This is a genomic window from Citrobacter sp. 21OH12SH02A-Citro (assembly GCF_027919895.1).
GTDB lineage: Bacteria > Pseudomonadota > Gammaproteobacteria > Enterobacterales > Enterobacteriaceae > Citrobacter > Citrobacter braakii.
In genome coordinates, this window is sequence record NZ_CP114801.1 from 4,054,467 (window position 1) to 4,075,647 (window position 21,181).

Consider the following 21,181-nt stretch of genomic DNA (forward strand, 5'->3'; position numbering starts at 1 on the left):
GCCATAAAAATATATTATATTCAACCTGGTAACCCGAGTGTTTGATTAAAATAGTTACACTAACCATGAATAAAAACAAATAAAAAAAAGAACCATTTTTCCTGAACCGAGGGATGAGTAACAAAACCGTACGAGCACGATTCCGAAAATGATATAAAAATCCTGAAACGGACTTCCAATTAATGAAACAAACATAATTACAAAACAATAATAAATACAAATAGCCATGACAGGCCAATAAAATAATTCAAGGAAGAGTTTTCAATTAAGGCATTCATTTATTAAATACCAAACCCTATCCTGTAACACTTTTACTGCGGAGGGCATTTTACTTTTATTGTCACAATAACTGCCCGCAGCTCTCATTTTTAACTGTACAAAATAACAGTACAATCGTGTAAACCAGGCTATAATAATGCCTGGTTTTTTAATGGGTACGCAGCGTGGCGCAGGCAGGCTTTATTTTAACCCGGCACTGGCGGGACACCCCGCAGGGAACTGAGGTCACATTCTGGCTGGCTACGGACGACGGGCCGCTACAGGTCACGCTCGCGCCTCAGGAGTCTGTCGCGTTTATTCCTGTCAGTCAGGTTCCTCGCGTAGCGTCATTATTACGCAATGAAAACGGCTATAGTCTGACGCCGCTGCAATTGCAAGACTTCCACCGCCAGCCCGTTTCCGGCCTGTATTGCCGCTCACATCGCCAGCTCATGCGGCTGGAAAAGCTGCTGCGTGAAAACGCAATTACCGTCTACGAGGCCGACGTGCGTCCGCCGGAACGGTATCTGATGGAGCGTTTTATCACCTCACCTGTGTGGGTTGAAGGCGACAGACATAACGGTACGCTGGTTAATGCCCGGTTGAAGCCGAACCCTGACTATCGACCGCCGCTGAAATGGGTCTCGCTGGATATCGAAACCACGCGCCACGGCGAACTCTACTGTATCGGCCTTGAAGGCTGTGGGCAGCGTATTGTCTACATGCTCGGCCCGGCAAACGGCGATGCCTCAGCGCTGGATTTTGAACTTGAATATGTCGCAAGCCGCCCGCAGTTACTGGAAAAGCTCAACGACTGGATTGCCCGTCACGATCCTGATGTGGTAATCGGCTGGAACGTCGTGCAATTCGATTTACGCGTCCTGCAAAAGCATGCTGAACGTTACCGCATTCCCCTGCGTTTTGGCCGTGACAATAGCGAGCTGGAGTGGCGCGAACATGGCTTCAAAAACGGCGTATTCTTCGCGCAGGCTAAAGGTCGCCTGATTATCGACGGCATTGAGGCGCTTAAATCCGCATTCTGGAATTTCTCATCCTTTTCACTGGAAACGGTGTCACAGGAGCTGCTGGGCGAAGGGAAGTCGATAGATAATCCCTGGGACAGGATGGACGAAATAGATCGCCGGTTTGCCCAGGATAAACCCGCGCTCGCCACCTACAATCTCAAAGACTGTGAGCTGGTCACGCGTATTTTTCATAAAACCGAGATCATGCCATTTTTGCTGGAACGATCGACGGTAAACGGCCTGCCGGTCGACCGGCACGGCGGTTCCGTTGCCGCCTTCGGCCATCTCTACCTACCGCGAATGCACCGGGCGGGCTATGTGGCACCGAATCTGGGGGAAGTTCCCGCGCACGCCAGCCCCGGTGGCTACGTGATGGACTCGCGCCCGGGTTTGTACGACTCCGTGCTGGTGCTGGATTACAAAAGCCTGTACCCGTCAATTATTCGTACTTTTTTGATCGATCCAGTGGGACTTATCGAAGGGAGGGCACAGCCGGATCGGGAACACAGTACCGAGGGGTTCCTTGACGCCTGGTTCTCACGCGAAAAGCACTGTCTGCCGGAAATCGTTACCCAGATCTGGCATGGGCGTGATGAAGCCAAACGCCGCGGCAATAAGCCGCTCTCACAGGCGCTGAAAATCATCATGAACGCGTTTTACGGCGTGCTTGGCACCACCGCCTGCCGCTTTTTCGACCCGAGGCTGGCTTCGTCTATCACCATGCGCGGTCACGCGATCATGCGTCAGACCAAAGCGCTGATTGAGGCTCAGGGTTACGACGTCATCTATGGCGACACCGACTCCACCTTTGTCTGGCTTAAAAAGGCGCACTCGGAAGACGATGCGGCCCGGATTGGTCGGGAGCTGGTGAGCTATGTCAACAACTGGTGGGCGCAATCGCTGAAGCAGCAAAACCTGACCAGCGCGCTGGAGCTGGAATTTGAAACCCACTTTTGTCGCTTTCTGATGCCGACCATTCGCGGTGCAGATACCGGCAGCAAAAAACGCTACGCCGGAATGATTCAGTCAGGTGCTGAGCAACGCATGGTATTTAAAGGTCTGGAAACGGTACGCACCGACTGGACGCCGCTGGCCCAGCAGTTTCAGCAGGAGCTGTACCTGCGAATTTTTCGTAACGAGCCTTATCAAGAGTTTGTTCGCGAGACTATCGACCGTCTAATGGCGGGTGAACTGGATGAACACCTGGTGTACCGCAAACGCCTGCGCCGCCCGTTGAGCGAATACCAGCGGAATGTTCCGCCGCACGTTCGCGCCGCGCGGCTCGCCGATGAGCAGAACGTCAAACTGGGGCGTCCGCAGCAGTATCAGAATCGTGGCACGATTAAATATGTCTGGACGATAAATGGACCTGAACCTGTTGATTATCAGCTATCTGCACTTGATTACGAGCATTATCTGACCCGCCAGATCCAGCCGGTTGCCGAGGGAATTCTTCCCTTTATTGATGATAATTTTGCTACACTACTCACAGGACAACTGGGGTTATTTTGACGCGTGACGAAACCGCCGCCATCCAGTACCATAGCGCCCTTTCCATTCCTGGACCCATTTAACACCCCTACCACTGATTTATTAGCCTGGTAGCGGGGTCGTATGCTCTCAATAACGGGGACTAGCCCGGAAAATGACGAGTATTGCCTGCAATTAAAGATATAGAGCCGAACATATATGCCTTTTACACTTGGTCAACGCTGGATCAGCGATACAGAAAGCGAATTGGGACTTGGTACTGTTGTCGCCATGGATGCGCGAACCGTCACTTTACTTTTCTCATCGACGGGTGAAAACCGTCTGTATGCGCGCAGTGATTCCCCCGTGACCCGCGTGATGTTCAATCCTGGTGACACGATTACGAGCCATGAAGGCTGGCAACTGCATGTCGATGAAGTAAAAGAAGAAAACGGCCTGCTTGCCTATATCGGAACCCGCCTTGATACCGAAGAAACCGGTGTAACGCTGCGTGAAGTGCTGCTCGACAGCAAACTGGTTTTCAGTAAACCCCAGGATCGCCTGTTTGCCGGCCAGATTGACCGTATGGACCGCTTTGCGCTGCGCTATCGCGCACGTAAATTTCAGAGCGAGCAGTACCGTATGCCGTGGAGTGGCTTGCGTGGCCAACGTACCAGCTTGATCCCCCACCAGCTCAACATTGCCCATGATGTCGGCCGTCGTCATGCCCCTCGCGTGCTGCTGGCAGACGAAGTGGGTTTAGGTAAAACCATTGAAGCTGGGATGATCCTGCATCAACAGCTGCTGTCAGGCGCCGCGGAGCGCGTGCTGATCATCGTCCCGGAGACGTTACAGCACCAGTGGCTGGTCGAAATGCTGCGTCGTTTCAACCTGCGCTTTGCGCTGTTTGATGATGAGCGTTATGCAGAAGCGCAGCACGATGCCTACAACCCGTTTGAAACCGAACAGTTGGTTATCAGTTCGCTGGACTTTGCCCGTCGCAGTAAACAGCGTCTGGAGCACCTGTGTGATGCCGAGTGGGATCTGCTGATTGTCGATGAAGCCCATCACCTGGTGTGGAGCGAAGACGCGCCCAGCCGTGAATATATGGCCGTTGAACAGCTGGCAGAGCGCGTACCAGGCATCCTGCTGCTGACCGCAACGCCGGAACAGCTGGGCCTGGAAAGCCACTTTGCGCGCCTGCGCCTACTGGATCCAAGCCGCTTCCACGATTTCGCCCAGTTTGTTGAAGAACAGAAAAATTACCGTCCGGTCGCCGACGCCGTCGCCATGTTACTGGCTGGCAACAAGCTGAGTAACAATGAGCTGAACATGTTAGGTGACATGATTGGCGAACAGGACATTGAGCCGTTATTGCAGGCGGCAAACAGCGACAGCGAAGACGCCCAGAGCGCGCGTCAGGAGCTGGTTTCGATGCTGATGGACCGCCACGGCACCAGCCGCGTGCTGTTCCGAAATACCCGTAACGGTGTGAAAGGCTTCCCTAAACGCGAGCTGCATACCATCAAATTGCCGTTGCCAACCCAATACCAGACGGCCATTAAAGTCTCCGGCATTATGGGCGCGCGTAAGAGTGCGGAAGACCGCGCGCGCGACATGCTCTACCCGGAGCAGATTTATCAGGAATTCGAAGGCGACACCGGCACCTGGTGGAACTTTGACCCGCGCGTGGAATGGCTGATGGGCTACCTGACCAGCCACCGCTCGCAAAAAGTTCTGGTCATCTGTGCGAAAGCCACCACTGCGCTTCAACTGGAGCAGGTTCTGCGCGAGCGCGAAGGTATCCGCGCCGCCGTGTTCCATGAAGGGATGTCGATCATTGAACGTGACCGCGCTGCGGCCTGGTTTAGCGAAGAAGATAGCGGCGCCCAGGTGATGCTGTGCTCTGAAATCGGCTCCGAAGGGCGTAACTTCCAGTTCGCCAGCCATCTGGTGATGTTTGATCTGCCTTTCAATCCGGACCTGCTGGAACAGCGTATTGGCCGTCTGGACCGTATTGGTCAGGTGCATGATATCCAGATCCACGTTCCATACCTGGAAAAAACCGCGCAATCCGTGCTGGTGCGTTGGTACCACGAAGGTCTGGATGCGTTCGAACACACTTGCCCGACCGGACGTACCATCTATGACACGGTATATAACAATCTAATCGGCTACCTGGCTGAGCCAGAAAACACCGATGGCTTTGACGATCTGATCAAAACCTGTCGCGAACAACATGACGCGCTGAAAGCGCAGCTGGAGCAAGGTCGCGATCGCCTGCTGGAGATCCACTCTAACGGCGGCGAAAAAGCGCTGGCGCTGGCTGAGAGTATTGAAGAACAGGACGACGATACCAGCCTGATCGCCTTCGCCATGAACCTGTTTGATATCGTTGGTATTAATCAGGATGACCGTGGCGACAATTTGATCGTGCTGACACCGTCCGATCATATGCTGGTGCCGGATTTCCCTGGGCTGCCGGAAGATGGCTGTACCATTACGTTTGAGCGTGATGTTGCCCTGTCGCGTGAAGACGCGCAGTTTATTACCTGGGAGCATCCGCTGATCCGTAATGGTCTGGATCTGATCCTCTCCGGCGACACCGGAAGCAGCACCATTTCTTTGCTGAAAAACAAAGCATTACCAGTCGGTACTCTGCTGGTTGAACTGGTCTACGTCGTTGAAGCGCAAGCGCCAAAACAGCTGCAGTTAAACCGCTTCCTGCCGCCAACGCCGGTACGCATGCTGCTGGACAAAAACGGCAACAACCTTGCCGCGCAGGTTGAATTCGAAACATTTAACCGTCAGCTCAGCGCCGTTAACCGCCACACCGGCAGTAAACTGGTCAACGCCGTACAGCAGGATGTGCATGCCATTCTGCAACTCGGTGAAGCGCAGGTAGAAAAATCGGCCCGCGCGCTGATCGACGCGGCGCGCAAAGAAGCGGACGAGAAGCTGACGGCTGAACTCTCCCGTCTGGAAGCGCTGCGTGCCGTTAACCCGAACATCCGTGATGACGAACTCAGCGCCATTGAAAGCAATCGTCAGCTGGTGATGGAAAGCCTGGATCAGGCGGGATGGCGTCTGGATGCCCTGCGCCTGATCGTCGTGACGCATCAGTAACGGAGCCTGACATGGGGATGGAAAACTATAATCCGCCGCAGGAACCCTGGCTGGTTATCCTGTATCAGGATGAGCACATTATGGTGGTCAACAAGCCGAGCGGCTTGTTGTCCGTGCCGGGTCGTCTGGATGAACACAAAGACAGCGTGATGACGCGTATTCAGCGCGATTACCCGCAAGCTGAATCCGTACATCGTCTGGATATGGCAACCAGCGGCGTGATTGTAGTGGCGCTAACTAAAGCGGCAGAGCGCGAGCTAAAGCGCCAGTTTCGCGAACGCGAGCCGAAGAAACAGTATGTCGCACGCGTCTGGGGACATCCCGCTCCGGCCGAGGGGCTGGTTGATTTACCGCTGATTTGCGACTGGCCGAATCGGCCAAAGCAGAAAGTGTGTTATGAGACCGGAAAATCGGCGCAGACCGAGTATGAAGTGGTGGAGTTCGCGGAAGATAACACCGCCCGGGTCGTGCTCAAACCCATTACCGGACGCTCCCACCAGTTGCGTGTGCATATGCTGGCATTAGGGCATCCGATTCTGGGCGACCGCTTCTACGCCCCGCCACAGGCCCTGGCGTTAGCGCCGCGCCTGCTGCTGCACGCAGAGATGTTAACTATCACGCATCCCGAATACGGCAACAGTATGACGTTTAAAGTTCCAGCAGATTTTTAAACGCTGGCCCCATTTAGGCCGGTGGGCTTCGCTTACCCGGCCTACATTTATTAACGTAGGCCGGATAAGGCGCTAGCTGCCATCCGGCATAACGATTATTTAAAACCTTTCTGTTCTTTAATTAGCTCGTAAGCTTTTTGAATTTCCTGTGCTTTTTGCTTCGCCATTTCCATCATTTCTGGCGGCAGGCCTTTCGCCACCAGTTTGTCCGGATGGTGCTCGCTCATCAGCTTACGGTATGCGCGCTTAATGGTGGTCGCATCATCGGTCGCTTTCACACCCAGCACATTGCAGGCGTCTTCCAGCGTCGGACCGCGTTGCGCCTGCTGCCAGCCACCGCCGCCGGACTGCTGCTGATATCCGCCGCCAAACTGGGCGCCGCCCTGCATCATGCGCAGAAACTGATCAAATTGGGTACGTGAGATCCCCAACTCTTCAGCAATCACATACAGCACTTCACGCTCGTTCGGATGCAACGACCCATCGGCAAAAGCTGCCTGGATCTGAATCTCCAGAAACATGCGGATCAGATCGAAGCGACCAAAACAGACGCTGCGAAACTGACGCATTTTTTCACGTAATGGGTAATTGTCCGATTTTCCCACCCGGAAGGCATGTTGCGCGGCGGTACGCGAGTCGCCGTGCAAATTCATTCGATCCATCAATTGACTGGCGATATGGATATCGGCTTCCGTGACGCGACCTTTGGATTTGGTCAGATGCCCCATCACCTCAAAAGTGGTGGCAAAAAACAGCGCCTGGCGTTCACGCTGGTTGGCAAACCACGCCATTTTGCGCATGCGGGCTTTGTCGAACATGTGGCCAACTAACAGGCCCAGAACCACACCCCAGAAGCCGCCGCCCATCATTAAGGCCACGGCGACACCAATTATCTTTCCCCAATACTGCATAGACTCCCCAAATCTTTCTGCTCTCAGCCAGGATATGTCCCACAATATAAGGTGCTTTTACCGATTTACGGCTGCGGTCAATTGTGGGACATCGCCTATAATTTGCATTATCATACCTGTCATTCTATGCCGTGCCTAACACCACAAACGCTATACCCGTTGGATTTCGAGTTGCAACAAGGCGGCAACGCAGTGACCAATTCGTCTGGAACGAAGATGCAGCTTGAAAGGTGGCGGGATAAAATGGGCAGGATTAATACTAGCGAAGTGAAGATGAGATAAGTTAGGCTGTGACCGTTTGTCACGCGCGACGCTACTGATGATGGAACAATAAATACAACGTATGAAAAAACGTATTCCCACTCTTCTGGCCACCATGATTGCCAGCGCCCTCTATAGCCATCAGGGTCTGGCAGCCGATCTCGCCTCACAGTGTATGCTGGGCGTGCCAAGCTTTGACCGTCCTCTGGTACAGGGCGAGACTAATGAATTACCCGTCACCATCACTGCTGACAACGCGAAAGGGAATTACCCGGATGACGCGGTGTTTACCGGCAATGTGGACATCGCACAGGGTAACAGCCGCCTGCAGGCCGACGAAGTGCAGCTTCATCAGAAGCAGGCAGAAGGCCAGCCGGAGCCAGTTCGTACCGTCGATGCGCTGGGCAATGTCCATTATGATGACAATCAGGTTATTCTGAAGGGGCCGAAGGGCTGGTCTAATCTGAATACCAAAGATACCAACATCTGGGAAGGTGATTATCAGATGGTAGGTCGTCAGGGGCGCGGAAAAGCCGATCTGATGAAGCAGCGTGGGGAAAACCGCTATACCATTCTGGAAAACGGTAGCTTCACCTCCTGTCTGCCAGGTTCCAATACCTGGAGCGTCGTCGGTAGCGAAGTCATTCACGACCGTGAAGAACAGGTCGCAGAGATCTGGAACGCCCGTTTTAAACTGGGTCCGGTTCCGGTCTTTTACAGTCCTTATTTACAGTTACCCGTCGGCGATAAGCGTCGCTCTGGTTTCCTGATCCCGAACGCAAAATACTCTACCAATAACTATTTTGAGTTCTATCTCCCGTATTATTGGAACATTGCGCCCAATATGGACGCCACCATCACGCCGCATTATATACATCGTCGTGGCGGTATCATGTGGGAGAACGAATTCCGCTACCTCACCCAGGCGGGCGCAGGTCTGATGGAGTTCGACTATCTGAATTCCGATAAAGTGTACGAGGATGAACACCCGAAGGATGACAATTCCCGCCGCTGGCTGTTCTACTGGCAGCACGCCGGTGTAATGGATCAGGTGTGGCGTTTTAACGTCGACTACACCAAGGTCAGCGATTCCAGCTACTTTAACGATTTTGATAATAAATACGGTTCCAGTACTGACGGCTACGCCACGCAAAAATTCAGCGTCGGCTATGCGGTACAAAACTTTGATGCGACAGTTTCGACCAAGCAGTTCCAGGTCTTTGACGATCAGAACAACAGTAGCTATTCCGCTCAGCCGCAGTTAGACGTCAACTACTACCAGAATGACGTGGGCCCGTTTGACACCCGGATTTATGGGCAGGCGGTCCATTTCGTTAATTCCAACGACAACATGCCAGAAGCGACGCGTGTTCACCTCGAACCGACCATCAACCTGCCATTGTCGAATAACTGGGGAAGTATCAATACCGAAGCGAAACTGCTGGCAACGCACTATCAGCAAACTAACCTGGATTGGTACAACAACAACCCGAGTAACGTTAACAAGCTCGATGATTCCGCCAACCGCGTCATGCCGCAGTTTAAAGTTGACGGCAAGATGATCTTCGAGCGCGACATGAACATGTTAGCGCCGGGCTATACCCAAACGCTGGAGCCCCGTGCTCAGTACCTGTATGTACCGTATCGCGACCAAAGTCATATCTATAACTATGACTCGTCCCTGCTGCAATCTGACTACAGCGGCCTGTTCCGCGATCGTACCTATGGCGGTCTGGACCGCATCGCATCTGCCAACCAGGTAACGACCGGGGTCACATCTCGCGTTTATGATGACGCGGCCGTTGAACGTTTTAATATTTCTGTGGGTCAAATCTACTATTTCACCGAGTCTCGCACTGGCGATGACAACATTAAATGGGAGAATGACGACAAAACGGGCTCACTGGTATGGGCTGGCGACACCTACTGGCGCATCTCCGATCGCTGGGGCTTACGCAGTGGGATCCAGTACGACACGCGTCTGGACAGCGTTGCAACCAGCAGCAGCAGTATCGAATACCGCCGCGACGAAAACCGTATGCTGCAGCTGAACTACCGTTATGCCAGCTCTGAATATATCCAGGCAACCCTGCCGTCTTACTACTCTACAGCAGAGCAGTATAAAAACGGGATTTCACAGGTGGGCGCGGTAGCAAGCTTCCCGATCGCCGACCGCTGGTCGATTGTCGGGGCTTACTACTTTGATACCAACGTGAACAAAGAAGCGGATTCCATGCTGGGTCTGCAGTACAACTCCTGCTGTTACGCCATTCGCTTCGGCTACGAACGTAAGCTGAACGGCTGGGATGACACTCAGAAACATGCAGTTTATGACAACACGATCGGCTTTAATATCGAACTACGCGGCCTGAGTTCCAACTACGGTCTCGGCACCAACCAAATGTTACGTTCTAACATTTTGCCGTATCAAAGCTCTTTATGATCTGATTGATTTACAACGTAATCCGCTTAGCGGTTAATTGAAATGGAAAAAGTATGAAGAACTGGAAAACGCTGCTTCTCGGTATCGCCATGATCGCGAATACCAGTTTCGCTGCCCCGCAGGTAGTCGATAAAGTCGCAGCCGTCGTCAATAACGGCGTCGTTCTGGAAAGCGACGTCGATGGCTTAATGCAGTCAGTAAAACTTAATGCGGGTCAGGCTGGTCAACAATTACCGGACGACGCCACGCTGCGTCATCAGATCCTGGAACGTTTGATCATGGATCAAATCCTCCTGCAGATGGGTCAGAAGATGGGTGTTAAAATCTCTGACGAGCAACTGGATCAGGCAATTGCCAACATCGCCAAGCAAAACAACATGACGCTGGATCAGATGCGCAGCCGTCTGGCACAGGATGGCTTAAGCTATTCGACCTATCGTAGCCAGATCCGCAAAGAGATGACCATCTCTGAAGTGCGGAACAACGAAGTTCGCCGTCGCGTTACTATCCTGCCTCAGGAAGTGGATGCCCTGGCGCAGCAGGTCGGCAACCAAAACGATGCCAGCACCGAGCTGAACCTGAGCCACATTCTGATCCCATTACCGGAAAACCCAACTTCTGACCAGGTTAACGCGGCTGAAAGTCAGGCGCGCTCTGTTGTTGATGAAGCGCGTAACGGTAGCGATTTCGGCAAACTGGCTATCACCTATTCCGCTGACCAGCAGGCGCTGAAAGGCGGCCAGATGGGTTGGGGACGTATTCAGGAGCTGCCGGGCATCTTTGCCCAGGCGCTAAGCACCGCGAAAAAAGGCGATATCATCGGCCCAATTCGTTCTGGTGTCGGCTTCCACATCCTGAAAGTTAACGATATGCGTGGTCAAAGCCAGAGCATCTCCGTGACTGAAGTTCATGCCCGCCATATTCTGCTCAAGCCATCGCCGATCATGACCGATCAACAGGCGCGTCTGAAGCTGGAACAAATCGCAGCTGATATTAAGAGCGGTAAAACAACCTTCGCGGCAGCGGCTAAAGAATTTTCTCAGGATCCGGGTTCTGCCAACCAGGGCGGCGATCTGGGCTGGGCTGCAGCGGATATTTTCGATCCCGCTTTCCGCGATGCGCTGACCAAACTTCACAAAGGCCAGATGAGTACCCCGGTGCACTCCTCTTTCGGGTGGCATCTGATCGAGCTGCTGGACACGCGTAACGTTGATAAAACTGACGCGGCGCAGAAAGACAGAGCTTATCGTATGCTGATGAACCGTAAATTCTCGGAAGAAGCGGCAACCTGGATGCAGGAACAGCGCGCCAGCGCCTACGTTAAAGTTCTGAGCAACTAATGACTCGTATTCAACGCGTTGTGATCACTCCCGGCGAACCCGCCGGGATTGGCCCGGACCTGGTGGTTCAGCTCGCCCAACGTGAGTGGCCTGTAGAACTCGTTGTCTGTGCGGATGCCGCACTCCTCAGTGACCGGGCAGCAATGCTCGGTTTACCGCTTTCACTCCTCCCATACTCTCCAGATACCCCAGCCAGACCGCAATCAGCAGGTACGTTGACTCTGTTGCCGATTGCTCTGCGGGCGCCTGTTATCGCGGGTCAGTTGGCGGTAGAGAACGGACAATATGTGGTGGATACGCTGGCTCGCGCCTGCGATGGTTGTCTGCAAGGTGAGTTTGCGGCGCTGATTACCGGTCCGGTGCACAAAGGCGTAATCAATGACGCAGGCGTCCCGTTTACCGGACATACCGAGTTTTTTGAAGAGCGCTCACAGGCGAAGAAAGTCGTCATGATGCTGGCGACTGAAGCGCTGCGCGTTGCCCTGGCAACCACTCATTTGCCGCTCAGAGCCGTTGCCGACGCCATTACGCCTGCTCTGCTTAAAGAAGTGATCGGTATTTTGCATCATGATTTGCGCACCAAGTTTGGCATTGCCGATCCGCATATTCTGGTGTGCGGTCTTAACCCGCATGCCGGTGAAGGTGGTCATATGGGAACGGAAGAGATAGACACCCTCATTCCGGTCCTTGATGAACTGCGTGCGCAGGGGATGAAATTAAACGGCCCGCTGCCCGCAGATACGCTGTTTCAGCCCAAATATCTCGACCACGCGGATGCCGTGCTGGCAATGTACCACGATCAGGGTCTCCCCGTGCTAAAATACCAGGGATTTGGTCGCGGTGTGAATATCACGCTGGGCCTGCCCTTTATTCGCACATCCGTCGATCACGGCACCGCGCTTGAACTTGCGGGTCGTGGGCAAGCAGATGTCGGCAGTTTTATTACGGCGCTTAATCTCGCCATCAAAATGATTGTTAATACCAATGAATAATCGAGTCCATCAGGGCCACTTAGCCCGTAAACGTTTCGGGCAAAACTTCCTCAACGATCAGTTTGTGATCGAAAGTATTGTCTCTGCTATCAACCCGCAGAAAGGTCAGGCTATGGTCGAAATCGGCCCGGGCCTGGCAGCGTTGACCGAACCTGTAGGCGAACGCCTGGACAAGCTCACGGTCATTGAGCTGGACCGCGATCTCGCCGCCCGCCTGCAAACACACCCGTTTTTAGGGCCGAAGCTGACGATTTATCAGCAAGATGCCATGACCATGAACTTCGGCGAACTCGCACAAACGATGGGTCAGCCGCTGCGCGTATTCGGCAACCTGCCGTATAACATCTCCACGCCGCTCATGTTCCATCTTTTTTCCTATACTGATGCCATCGCCGACATGCATTTCATGTTGCAAAAAGAGGTGGTCAACCGTCTGGTTGCAGGGCCAAACAGTAAAGCGTATGGTCGATTAAGCGTCATGGCGCAGTATTACTGCAATGTGATCCCGGTACTTGAAGTGCCGCCATCCGCATTTACGCCTGCGCCTAAAGTCGATTCCGCCGTGGTGCGTCTGGTCCCTCACGCGACAATGCCGTACCCCGTTAAAGATGTTCGTGTGCTGAGCCGTATTACCACTGAAGCGTTTAATCAGCGTCGCAAAACGGTACGTAATAGTCTCGGCAACCTGTTTAGCGTTGAAGTACTGACAGAGCTGGGCGTTGATCCGGCGATGCGAGCGGAAAATATCTCTGTCGCGCAATACTGCCGGATGGCTAACTATCTGTCAGAAAACGCGCCATCGAAGGAGAGTTAAACATGATCAATTCGCCCCGAGTGTGCATTCAGGTACAAAGCGTCTACATTGAGGCGCAATCCTCACCTGATGATGAACGTTACGTTTTTGCTTATACCGTGACTATCCGCAATTTGGGGCGAGCGCCTGTGCAGCTGTTGGGGCGTTATTGGTTGATCACCAATGGTCATGGCCGTGAAACCGAAGTTCAGGGCGAAGGCGTGGTTGGCGTTCAGCCCCACATCGAACCTGGCGAAGAGTACCAGTACACCAGCGGTGCGGTGATTGAAACACCGCTGGGCACCATGCAGGGTCATTACGAAATGATCGATGAGCAAGGGATCGCCTTTACCATCGACATTCCCGTGTTCCGACTCGCCGTTCCTACACTTATTCATTAAAACAATAGCTATGGCAACATACCTCATTGGCGACGTTCACGGTTGTTACGATGAACTGGTAGCCTTGCTGCACCAGGTTGACTTTAATCCAGAACAAGACACCTTATGGCTCACCGGCGATCTGGTCGCGCGTGGGCCAGGGTCGTTAGACGTTTTGCGCTACGTTAAATCGCTGGGCGACAGCGTGCGGTTAGTCCTCGGTAATCACGATTTACACCTGTTGGCCGTGTTTGCTGGCATCAGCCGTAATAAACCGAAAGACCGGCTCACGCCGCTGCTTGAGGCACCGGATGCTGACACGCTGCTTAACTGGCTACGTCGTCAGCCGCTGTTGCAGGTTGATGAAGAGAAGAAACTGGTCATGGCGCATGCAGGGATTACCCCACAGTGGGATCTGCAGACGGCGAAGGACTGTGCTCGCGATGTTGAAGCCGTGCTGTCGAGCGACTCTTATCCATTCTTCCTTGATGCCATGTACGGCGACATGCCAAATAACTGGACCCCGGAACTGACGGGGCTGGCGCGCCTGCGTTTTATTACCAACGCGTTTACCCGCATGCGTTACTGCTTCCCCAACGGTCAGTTGGACATGTACAGCAAAGAGTCGCCAGAAGATGCGCCTGCCCCGCTGAAGCCGTGGTTTGCCATTCCTGGACCGGTCAGTGAAGCCTATAGCATTGCATTCGGGCACTGGGCATCGCTGGAGGGCAAAGGCACGCCAGAAGGTATTTACGCGTTAGATACGGGGTGTTGCTGGGGCGGGGATCTCACCTGTCTGCGCTGGGAAGACAAACAGTACTTTGTACAGCCATCAAATCGCCATCTGAATCTGGATCCCGGCGAGGCCGTCAACGCCTGATAGCCGTCTGCCGGATGGCGGTGCTTACACCTAATCCGGCAGACGAATGTGCAATCTGTAGGCCTGATTAGCGCAACGCCATCAGGCATCCACATTAACGACGTTCCAAAATCTCGAAGCAGTAGCTGTGGGAGTTTTGCGCGTCAGCATCGTGGAATTCACTGAACACTGATTCCCAGTCATCCGGTTCGTAGTCCGGGAAATGCGTATCCCCTTCAACTTCCGCATCAATGTGTGTCAGATACAGTTTCTGCGCTTTCGGCAGGAACTGCTCGTACACACGCCCACCGCCAATAACCATAATTTCAGGTTCATCGCCACAGGCCGCGATCGCTTCCTCAACAGACTTCACCCACTGCACGCGATCGTCGGTGCCAGGCTTGCTGCTGATGACGATATTTTTACGCCCTGGCAACGGTCGCCCGATGGATTCCCACGTGTGGCGTCCCATGACAACCGGCTTGTTTAAGGTATTACGTTTAAACCAGGCGAGATCGGCAGGTAGGTTCCATGGCATGGCATTTTCCATACCGATGACGCGATCTACCGCTAACGCCGCAATCAGACTGATCATTGAATGTTTCCCGGATACAAAAAAATTGTCGCCACTATACGGAAAGCGCAATCTTTCGTCGACTGGCGGAAAGAGGATGAGCATGAAAATTTTCCGTTCTGCTGGCGAACCGACCTATTTAAGGTGGTACGCCAGCATTACAGTAGTTCAAAAACAGCCAATTAGCAGTAAAGTTTGCAGAACATCACATTTTTTACCCTATGCTGACGGTTTCACTTCCGGCTCATCGGCGACGTCGCCCGTATGCTTACCTTCATCCGTGCCTTGCCAGCCATGGCGTTGAATTAATGATAAGTGCTGACGATCTTCCGCAATAATTTCACTCAGCATTTCGCTGGTGCGTTTATATACCGCCGCGCGGGACGTTGCGTCATTTTCCCCTTTCACCATCTCCTCAACCATCAGCGTGTTGAAGCGGCGGAATACATCGGCCCGCTCACGCGCTTCATAGCGTCCAAGCCCAAGACCTTCCAGTGCCAGACGTCCGGTCTTCAGCGCGCCCTCAAAGGTTTCACGTTCCGGCATCTCCACGCCAGCCTGGCGCAGGCGGATGTAATGATCCACGTCGCGCGCACGGGCAATAATTTGCAGATGCGGGAAATACTGTTTCACCATTTCGGTCAGTTGCAGGCTGGTTTGCGGATCGTCAATGGCGTTAATAATAACTTCAGCTTTAGCCGCCCCGGCAGACTCCAGCAGATCCATCCGCGTCGCATCGCCATAGAAAACCTTCATGCCGAATTTACGCAGCGTTTCGATATGGTCCGGGTCATGATCAAGAACCACCATTTTGACCCCGCTCGACAACAACAGACGACCGGTTATCTGACCAAATCGCCCAAACCCGGCGATGATCACCCGAGGTTGTTCCTCGTCGATTTCATCTGCTTCCCGCTCTTCACCGGTCGCCGATTTTTCCAGACGCGTCAGAATTACCAGTAAAATCGGCGTCGCCGCCATCGACAGCGCCACCGCCAGCGTCAGAGATTTCGCCCAATCAGGATCAAGCACGTTTGCCATTTGCGCCGCGCCAAACACCACGAATGCAAACTCACTGCCCTGCCCTAATAACACGGCAAACCATCTGCGCTGCTTGTTCGGCACCTGTAAGGGTTTCGCTATCAGCCACAGCATGACGGTTTTGATAACCAGGAAACCGACCAACAGAATGATAATGCGCAAGGGATTATCAATCAGCGTACCAAAGTCGATAGACATCCCGACGCCGATGAAAAACAGTCCCAGCAGCAGCCCTTTAAATGGCTCGATATCGCTTTCCAGCGCGTGACGATACTCAGAGCTTGCCAGCAGCACGCCAGCCAGGAACGCCCCCATCGCCATCGACAGTCCAACCTCTTCCAACAGCAGACCGAAGCCAAAAACGAGGAACAGCGCAACGGCACTGAATACTTCCCGCAGGCCAGAACGAGCGACAAAACGCAAGGCCGGACGCGTCACATAACGCCCCAGCAACACCACCAGCACCAGGGCGCTCGCCACCTTAAGGGCGGAGAGCGCAAACGCTCCAAGCGTTGTCGATGCTCCGCTCGCCGCAAGTAATGGGATCATCGCCACCAGAGGAATAGCGGCGATATCCTGGAACAGCAGCACGGCAAACGCGCTGCGTCCCATTTGCGAAACCATCAGGTTCCGCTCATTCATTGCCTGCATAGCAATAGCCGTGGAGGAAAGCGCCAGCGTCATGCCGATCAGTTCCGCGACCTGCCAGCGCAGGCCGAGGAACATACAGAACAAACCAATCAGACCGCCGCAAACCACCATCTGCAGCGCACCACCACCGAACACCGAGGCCCGCAGTTTCCACAAACGTTGCGGATCCAGCTCCAGACCGATGACAAACAGCATCAGCACCACGCCGATCTCCGCAAAATGCAGGATTGATTCAGCGTCAGTCACCATCCTCAGACCCCATGGTCCAATAATGCACCCTGCGATGAGATACCCCAGCACTGATCCTAGCCCCAGTCGCACGGCAATGGGGACAATCAGCGCCGCCGATCCGAGATAAATCAGCGCCTGTATTAGCGTATGGTTATCCATGATGAACCTCCTGCCACTCCAACAGACGCTGTTTGTAATGACGCGCCTGCGCCTGCAGAGTTTCATCATCACAGATAAACGTACAGTGCATCGCAAACGGCGGCAGCCATTTGAGACCACAGTAGAGCGCTGTTGCCTGTAAGGGCTGGGAAAGCACATCAAATCCGGGATGGGAGCCAATATCAAAGTGGTTTTCGCCGCCGCCGGTCGTCACTGCCCACAGCAGATGTTTACCGTGGAGCGCAGTCCCGCCGTGGCCATATGCCCAACCGTGCGAAAGGACCTTATCCATCCACAGCTTGAGTAAGGGAGGTGTGCTATACCATTGCATAGGATGCTGCCAGATAATCAAATCAGCGCGCGCCAGCGCATCCTGTTCAGCGGCAATATCGATATTGAAGTCGGGGTAGAGCTGGTAGAGCGAGCGGATCTCCACGCCCTCCAGCATCCTTGCCTGTTCAAGCATCCGCTTATTCGCATGCGAGTGCTGCGGATAGGGATGCGCATAAATGATGAGGATCATGATTAGCCTGTTTCACTGCATTATTGTAATAACAGTGAGTTTAGTCAGTTAATCCGCAGGCTAACAGTCAATATTATTGAGTGGTTGAATGGAGAAAACTGAACTAGTTATCCAGTTCGCTCATATCTTTAACCTGATCGCGGTTAATTTGTTCCGTCTTACCCGTTTGCGCATTTTTGTACGACACCAGGCCTGTATCATCATCGACTTGCGGTTTGCCGTCGGTCACGATTGTTTTGCCATCGGTAGTTTTAACCGCCTGGTTCGAGGAGCAACCGGCTACGGTGAACAGTGCTGCTGCGGTAAAAATAGAGGTGATCAGAATATGTTTTTGCATGGTGTTCTCCCTGCTTTTCAGTCGTTTTCAGTGATATACCCGTTAACTGTAGGCTAACTGACTGAGTTGCAGGGAAAATACAGAACACTCCTAATAACCCGTCCTGGTCACGGGTTTACTGCGGATCGTCATTTGGCTGGTTTGCGCCAGCGTCAGGCCTCGCGTTTCCGGGGCGAAAGCGATGGACACGAGCAGGCCGATCAGCGAAATTCCCGCCCCCATCAACATGACATTACTGATCCCGTATTTGGTGATGAACACTGGTAGCGCCCAGGTTGAAACAATGGTGCCGATACGGCTTAAGGACATAATCACCCCGACGGCAGACGCACGAATATCGGTGGGAAACAGTTCGTTAGGGTATAGCCATTGCAGGTTTCCTGGTCCCCCAGAGAAAAATGCGTATACGGCAAACGCCAGCACCACCAGCCACGCGCCCATATCAGGGATTAACCCCAGCACGGCCAGCGCCAGCGTCATCATAATGAAGCTGCCAATTAACAGCGGTCGTCGGCCCGCGCTATTAAGCCAGAACATGGGAGGAATGCATCCCAACATAAAGCACAAGCTGATTACCACATTTCCCAACGCGGCGCTTTTCCCGGCACCAAGCCCCAGCAGCCCCACAATCTGCGGACCAAAAGTATAAATGGCAAACATCGGGATCACCTGACAAGTCCAGATAGCGGCGACAAACAGCACAAACGGGAAATGACGGCGATTAAATAGCTGAAGAAAGCGCGTCTCCTGCGGCGCTTCTTCGTCGAACACCACCGGTTCACCGAACAGTTTGATCATCATCTCCTCACACTCTTTCACCCGACCTTTACGCAGCAGCCAGCGCGGCGATTCAGGAAGATCGAAACGCCCAATCAGGATCAAAATGCAGGGGATCACCGCGCTGCCCAACATCCAGCGCCATCCGCCCTCAACATCATACAACCAGTAGCCGACCAGATCGGCACAGGTGGCGCCGACATACCACATAGCGGCGATAAAACCGATGGAGAAAGCGCGCTGGCGGGTATTGGAGAACTCGGTGATCATCGAGGTGGCGATCGGGTAGTCGGCACCAATCACAATGCCGATCAGCACGCGCATTACCAACAACTCAACGGGCGAGGAGACAAACATGGTTGCCGCCGATATCACACCAATGGCGATAATATCGATAATGAACATTTTGCGCCGCCCGACCTTGTCGGAAATGTAGCCAAACAGCGACGTCCCCACAAACAGCCCCGCGAGCGTACCGGCGCCCAGCAGACCAATCCACTGCGCATCCAGTTTCAATGCTGGCGTGAGCTGTTCCAGTGCCACGCCAATCATCACCAGCACATAACCATCCAGAAACGGCCCACCGCTTCCCCACAGCATTATCCGGCGGTGAATAGAGGTGAATTTGATGTCATCAAAGTTCCTGGGCTGCTGCATGGTTATGTCCTGTTTTATTTTAACTTAATGCCTGATGACGTTACGCTTATCAGGCCTACGCATTGTTCCTGTAGGCCGGATAAGGCGAAGCCGCCATCCGGCACCAGGTTTAGCCGTAGCGGAACTCCACGCCAAACGTCCCACGCGGGTATTCCCATTTTTCCAGCGCTGTATCCAGCCCGAGAATGCGGCACGTTCCGCATTCCAGGCATCCGGCATAATCAAAACGTACGCTACCGTCATCCTGCTTTTTATACAGGCCAGCCGGACAGGCCTTAATCAGCACCTCCAGCGCCTGTTTATCAGGATCGGTTTTGAGAATGATATGTGGACTGTCTTCATCCACATTGAACTTATTGACGCCCAGTTTGACGTCCACGTTGACGGGAGATGTCATAATACGGTCACTCCTTTCAGGCCATCTTTCATCAGGTTGATGAAGCCCACTTTCTTCGCATGGCGCAGGATTTTTTTACGCATTGGCACCGGTGCCGAACCATCCACGGTGAACAGGTCGCGCGCAATACTGACCGCCATTTCCGGATAAGCGGTAAACATGCGTGGGTTATCAAGAAAAGCGGGTAGTTTCTGATACATGCGCATATCGCGCATCGGGCCTTCGTCCAGATGCTGACGGTATTCCTCCAGCGACTGCTTGCTAAAATCGTCGCGCTTCATTGCGGAAAGTACCGTTTTCGCCGCCGCTTCACCTGCGGATATGGCGAGATCCATACCGCGAATGGTAAAGCCGAGGTTCATACACATTCCGGCTGCGTCACCAGCAATCAATACGCCGTCCCCCACCAGTTCTGGCTGCATGTTGATACCGGCTTCCGGTACGACGTGCGCGGCATATTCCACCAGCTTGCCACCGGCGATCAGCGGGGCAACCGCCGGATGCTGTTTGAAATCTTCCAGCATTTGCGGAACCGATTTTTTCGCATCTTTCAGATGATGAAGGCCGCAGACCAGTCCCAGAGAAAGGGTCGTTTCATTCGTATAGAGAAAGCCACCACCCATCAACCCATCGGTGGGCGATCCGGCAAACAGACAGGCAGCCCCTTCGTTCCCTTGTAACTGGAAACGATCTTCAATTACCGATTTCGGCAACTCGATCAGCTCTTTTACGCCGACGGCAACATGCGATGCCTCGACGCGCTTTGCCATACCCAACTTTTCAGCCAACAGAGAATTCACTCCGTCGGCAAGGATCACCACTTTGGCTTCCAGAATATCGCCATCGGCTTCCACGCCCACGACTTTGCCCTCGCGCTGCACAACGTTATCCACGCGGATACCGGTGATGAGCTGAGCGCCAGCTTCTTCGGCCTGTTCCATCAGCCAGGCGTCAAATTTACTGCGTAAGACAGAGTAAGAAACCTGCGACGATTTGGCGTCTTCGCCGTTGCAATAGTCGATGGTCATCGCCCCTTTGTCGGTCATAAAGGCGAGTTTTTCGTGGGTGATGATGCGTTCAATGGGGGCCTGCTCAGCAAAGCCGGGAATGATGTTCTCCAGGCTATGCGCATACATGCGCCCACCGGTGACATTCTTCGCGCCAGCAGAATTGCCGCGCTCGATAACCAGCACCTGTGCGCCCTCCCGAGCCAGCACCAGCGCCGCAACCGAACCCGCCAGACCTGCACCCACGATGATGGCATCAAAGATATCTTCGGACATACGTACTCCTGTCAGCGGCAGG

At 53.6% G+C, this 21,181-nt stretch carries 17 protein-coding genes; 9 read left to right on the forward strand and 8 right to left on the reverse strand.

Annotated elements, in window-relative coordinates; translation table 11 throughout:
* The first annotated feature begins 443 nt into the window (after positions 1-443).
* From polB to rluA, 3 genes are all read left to right on the forward strand, one after another.
* On the forward strand, positions 444-2,795 hold the full coding sequence (polB, locus tag O6D90_RS19610) for a DNA polymerase II (RefSeq protein WP_016155675.1): 2,352 nt from the start codon (positions 444-446) through the stop codon (positions 2,793-2,795).
* Positions 2,796-2,972: 177 nt separating this feature from the next.
* Positions 2,973-5,879 (forward strand): RNA polymerase-associated protein RapA, encoded by a 2,907-nt coding sequence (gene rapA / locus O6D90_RS19615; protein ID WP_016155674.1) that lies wholly within the window; start codon positions 2,973-2,975, stop codon positions 5,877-5,879.
* 11 nt (positions 5,880-5,890) lie between these two features.
* The gene (rluA, locus tag O6D90_RS19620) at positions 5,891-6,550 is read left to right on the forward strand and encodes a bifunctional tRNA pseudouridine(32) synthase/23S rRNA pseudouridine(746) synthase RluA (RefSeq protein ID WP_016151668.1); all 660 of its coding nucleotides are present in this window, start codon (positions 5,891-5,893) and stop codon (positions 6,548-6,550) included.
* Positions 6,551-6,645: 95 nt separating this feature from the next.
* Here rluA and djlA read toward each other — a convergent pair whose 3' ends face one another.
* Complete coding sequence (gene djlA, locus O6D90_RS19625; RefSeq protein ID WP_005124510.1) at positions 6,646-7,461, reverse strand: co-chaperone DjlA; 816 nt, start codon at positions 7,459-7,461, stop codon at positions 6,646-6,648.
* Positions 7,462-7,804: 343 nt separating this feature from the next.
* Between djlA and lptD the strand changes: the two genes are divergently transcribed.
* The 6 genes from lptD to apaH are packed head-to-tail and all read left to right on the forward strand — an operon-like array spanning position 7,805 to position 14,550.
* Positions 7,805-10,165: an LPS assembly protein LptD gene (lptD, locus tag O6D90_RS19630; RefSeq protein WP_218731445.1), complete on the forward strand. Its 2,361-nt coding sequence runs from the start codon at positions 7,805-7,807 to the stop codon at positions 10,163-10,165.
* 53 nt (positions 10,166-10,218) lie between these two features.
* Positions 10,219-11,505, forward strand: coding sequence for a peptidylprolyl isomerase SurA (surA, locus tag O6D90_RS19635; protein WP_016155672.1), 1,287 nt, complete (start codon positions 10,219-10,221; stop codon positions 11,503-11,505).
* Entirely contained in the window at positions 11,505-12,497 is a 993-nt protein-coding gene (pdxA, locus tag O6D90_RS19640) for a 4-hydroxythreonine-4-phosphate dehydrogenase PdxA (RefSeq protein WP_016151664.1), read from the forward strand. The genes surA and pdxA overlap by 1 nt, the downstream gene beginning before the upstream one ends.
* Positions 12,490-13,311: a 16S rRNA (adenine(1518)-N(6)/adenine(1519)-N(6))-dimethyltransferase RsmA gene (gene rsmA / locus O6D90_RS19645; protein ID WP_003018865.1), complete on the forward strand. Its 822-nt coding sequence runs from the start codon at positions 12,490-12,492 to the stop codon at positions 13,309-13,311. The genes pdxA and rsmA overlap by 8 nt, the downstream gene beginning before the upstream one ends.
* 2 nt (positions 13,312-13,313) lie before the next feature.
* A complete protein-coding gene (gene apaG, locus O6D90_RS19650; RefSeq protein ID WP_003018867.1) occupies positions 13,314-13,691 on the forward strand; it encodes a Co2+/Mg2+ efflux protein ApaG in 378 nt (125 codons plus the stop codon).
* 10 nt (positions 13,692-13,701) lie between these two features.
* Positions 13,702-14,550: a bis(5'-nucleosyl)-tetraphosphatase (symmetrical) ApaH gene (apaH, locus tag O6D90_RS19655; protein WP_016151663.1), complete on the forward strand. Its 849-nt coding sequence runs from the start codon at positions 13,702-13,704 to the stop codon at positions 14,548-14,550.
* Between the two features lie 94 nt (positions 14,551-14,644).
* Here apaH and folA read toward each other — a convergent pair whose 3' ends face one another.
* The 7 genes from folA to O6D90_RS19690 form a co-directional block, all read right to left on the reverse strand.
* A complete protein-coding gene (gene folA, locus O6D90_RS19660) occupies positions 14,645-15,124 on the reverse strand; it encodes a type 3 dihydrofolate reductase (RefSeq protein WP_016151662.1) in 480 nt (159 codons plus the stop codon).
* A gap of 198 nt (positions 15,125-15,322) precedes the next feature.
* Positions 15,323-17,185, reverse strand: coding sequence for a glutathione-regulated potassium-efflux system protein KefC (gene kefC / locus O6D90_RS19665; protein WP_016151661.1), 1,863 nt, complete (start codon positions 17,183-17,185; stop codon positions 15,323-15,325).
* The gene (gene kefF / locus O6D90_RS19670; protein ID WP_016151660.1) at positions 17,178-17,708 is read right to left on the reverse strand and encodes a glutathione-regulated potassium-efflux system oxidoreductase KefF; all 531 of its coding nucleotides are present in this window, start codon (positions 17,706-17,708) and stop codon (positions 17,178-17,180) included. The genes kefC and kefF overlap by 8 nt, the downstream gene beginning before the upstream one ends.
* Positions 17,709-17,811: 103 nt before the next feature.
* Positions 17,812-18,045 carry a YgdI/YgdR family lipoprotein gene (locus tag O6D90_RS19675; protein WP_003018880.1) on the reverse strand — a complete coding sequence of 78 codons (234 nt, stop codon included), beginning with the start codon at positions 18,043-18,045 and terminating at the stop codon, positions 17,812-17,814.
* Between the two features lie 90 nt (positions 18,046-18,135).
* Positions 18,136-19,479 carry an MFS transporter gene (locus tag O6D90_RS19680; protein ID WP_016151659.1) on the reverse strand — a complete coding sequence of 448 codons (1,344 nt, stop codon included), beginning with the start codon at positions 19,477-19,479 and terminating at the stop codon, positions 18,136-18,138.
* Between the two features lie 109 nt (positions 19,480-19,588).
* Positions 19,589-19,876: a ferredoxin-like protein FixX gene (fixX, locus tag O6D90_RS19685; RefSeq protein ID WP_000203736.1), complete on the reverse strand. Its 288-nt coding sequence runs from the start codon at positions 19,874-19,876 to the stop codon at positions 19,589-19,591.
* Positions 19,873-21,159, reverse strand: coding sequence for an FAD-dependent oxidoreductase (locus O6D90_RS19690; protein ID WP_016151658.1), 1,287 nt, complete (start codon positions 21,157-21,159; stop codon positions 19,873-19,875). The genes fixX and O6D90_RS19690 overlap by 4 nt, the downstream gene beginning before the upstream one ends.
* Positions 21,160-21,181: the final 22 nt, after the last annotated feature.

Coding starts and splice junctions, on each gene's coding strand:
- rapA (WP_016155674.1), top strand. CDS start 2,973: ATGCCTTTTACACTTGGTCAACGCTGGATCAGCGATACAGAAAGCGAA.
- rluA (WP_016151668.1), top strand. CDS start 5,891: ATGGGGATGGAAAACTATAATCCGCCGCAGGAACCCTGGCTGGTTATC.
- djlA (WP_005124510.1), bottom strand. CDS start 7,461: ATGCAGTATTGGGGAAAGATAATTGGTGTCGCCGTGGCCTTAATGATG.
- lptD (WP_218731445.1), top strand. CDS start 7,805: ATGAAAAAACGTATTCCCACTCTTCTGGCCACCATGATTGCCAGCGCC.
- surA (WP_016155672.1), top strand. CDS start 10,219: ATGAAGAACTGGAAAACGCTGCTTCTCGGTATCGCCATGATCGCGAAT.
- pdxA (WP_016151664.1), top strand. CDS start 11,505: ATGACTCGTATTCAACGCGTTGTGATCACTCCCGGCGAACCCGCCGGG.
- rsmA (WP_003018865.1), top strand. CDS start 12,490: ATGAATAATCGAGTCCATCAGGGCCACTTAGCCCGTAAACGTTTCGGG.
- apaG (WP_003018867.1), top strand. CDS start 13,314: ATGATCAATTCGCCCCGAGTGTGCATTCAGGTACAAAGCGTCTACATT.
- apaH (WP_016151663.1), top strand. CDS start 13,702: ATGGCAACATACCTCATTGGCGACGTTCACGGTTGTTACGATGAACTG.
- folA (WP_016151662.1), bottom strand. CDS start 15,124: ATGATCAGTCTGATTGCGGCGTTAGCGGTAGATCGCGTCATCGGTATG.
- kefC (WP_016151661.1), bottom strand. CDS start 17,185: ATGGATAACCATACGCTAATACAGGCGCTGATTTATCTCGGATCGGCG.
- kefF (WP_016151660.1), bottom strand. CDS start 17,708: ATGATCCTCATCATTTATGCGCATCCCTATCCGCAGCACTCGCATGCG.
- O6D90_RS19675 (WP_003018880.1), bottom strand. CDS start 18,045: ATGCAAAAACATATTCTGATCACCTCTATTTTTACCGCAGCAGCACTG.
- O6D90_RS19680 (WP_016151659.1), bottom strand. CDS start 19,479: ATGCAGCAGCCCAGGAACTTTGATGACATCAAATTCACCTCTATTCAC.
- fixX (WP_000203736.1), bottom strand. CDS start 19,876: ATGACATCTCCCGTCAACGTGGACGTCAAACTGGGCGTCAATAAGTTC.
- O6D90_RS19690 (WP_016151658.1), bottom strand. CDS start 21,159: ATGTCCGAAGATATCTTTGATGCCATCATCGTGGGTGCAGGTCTGGCG.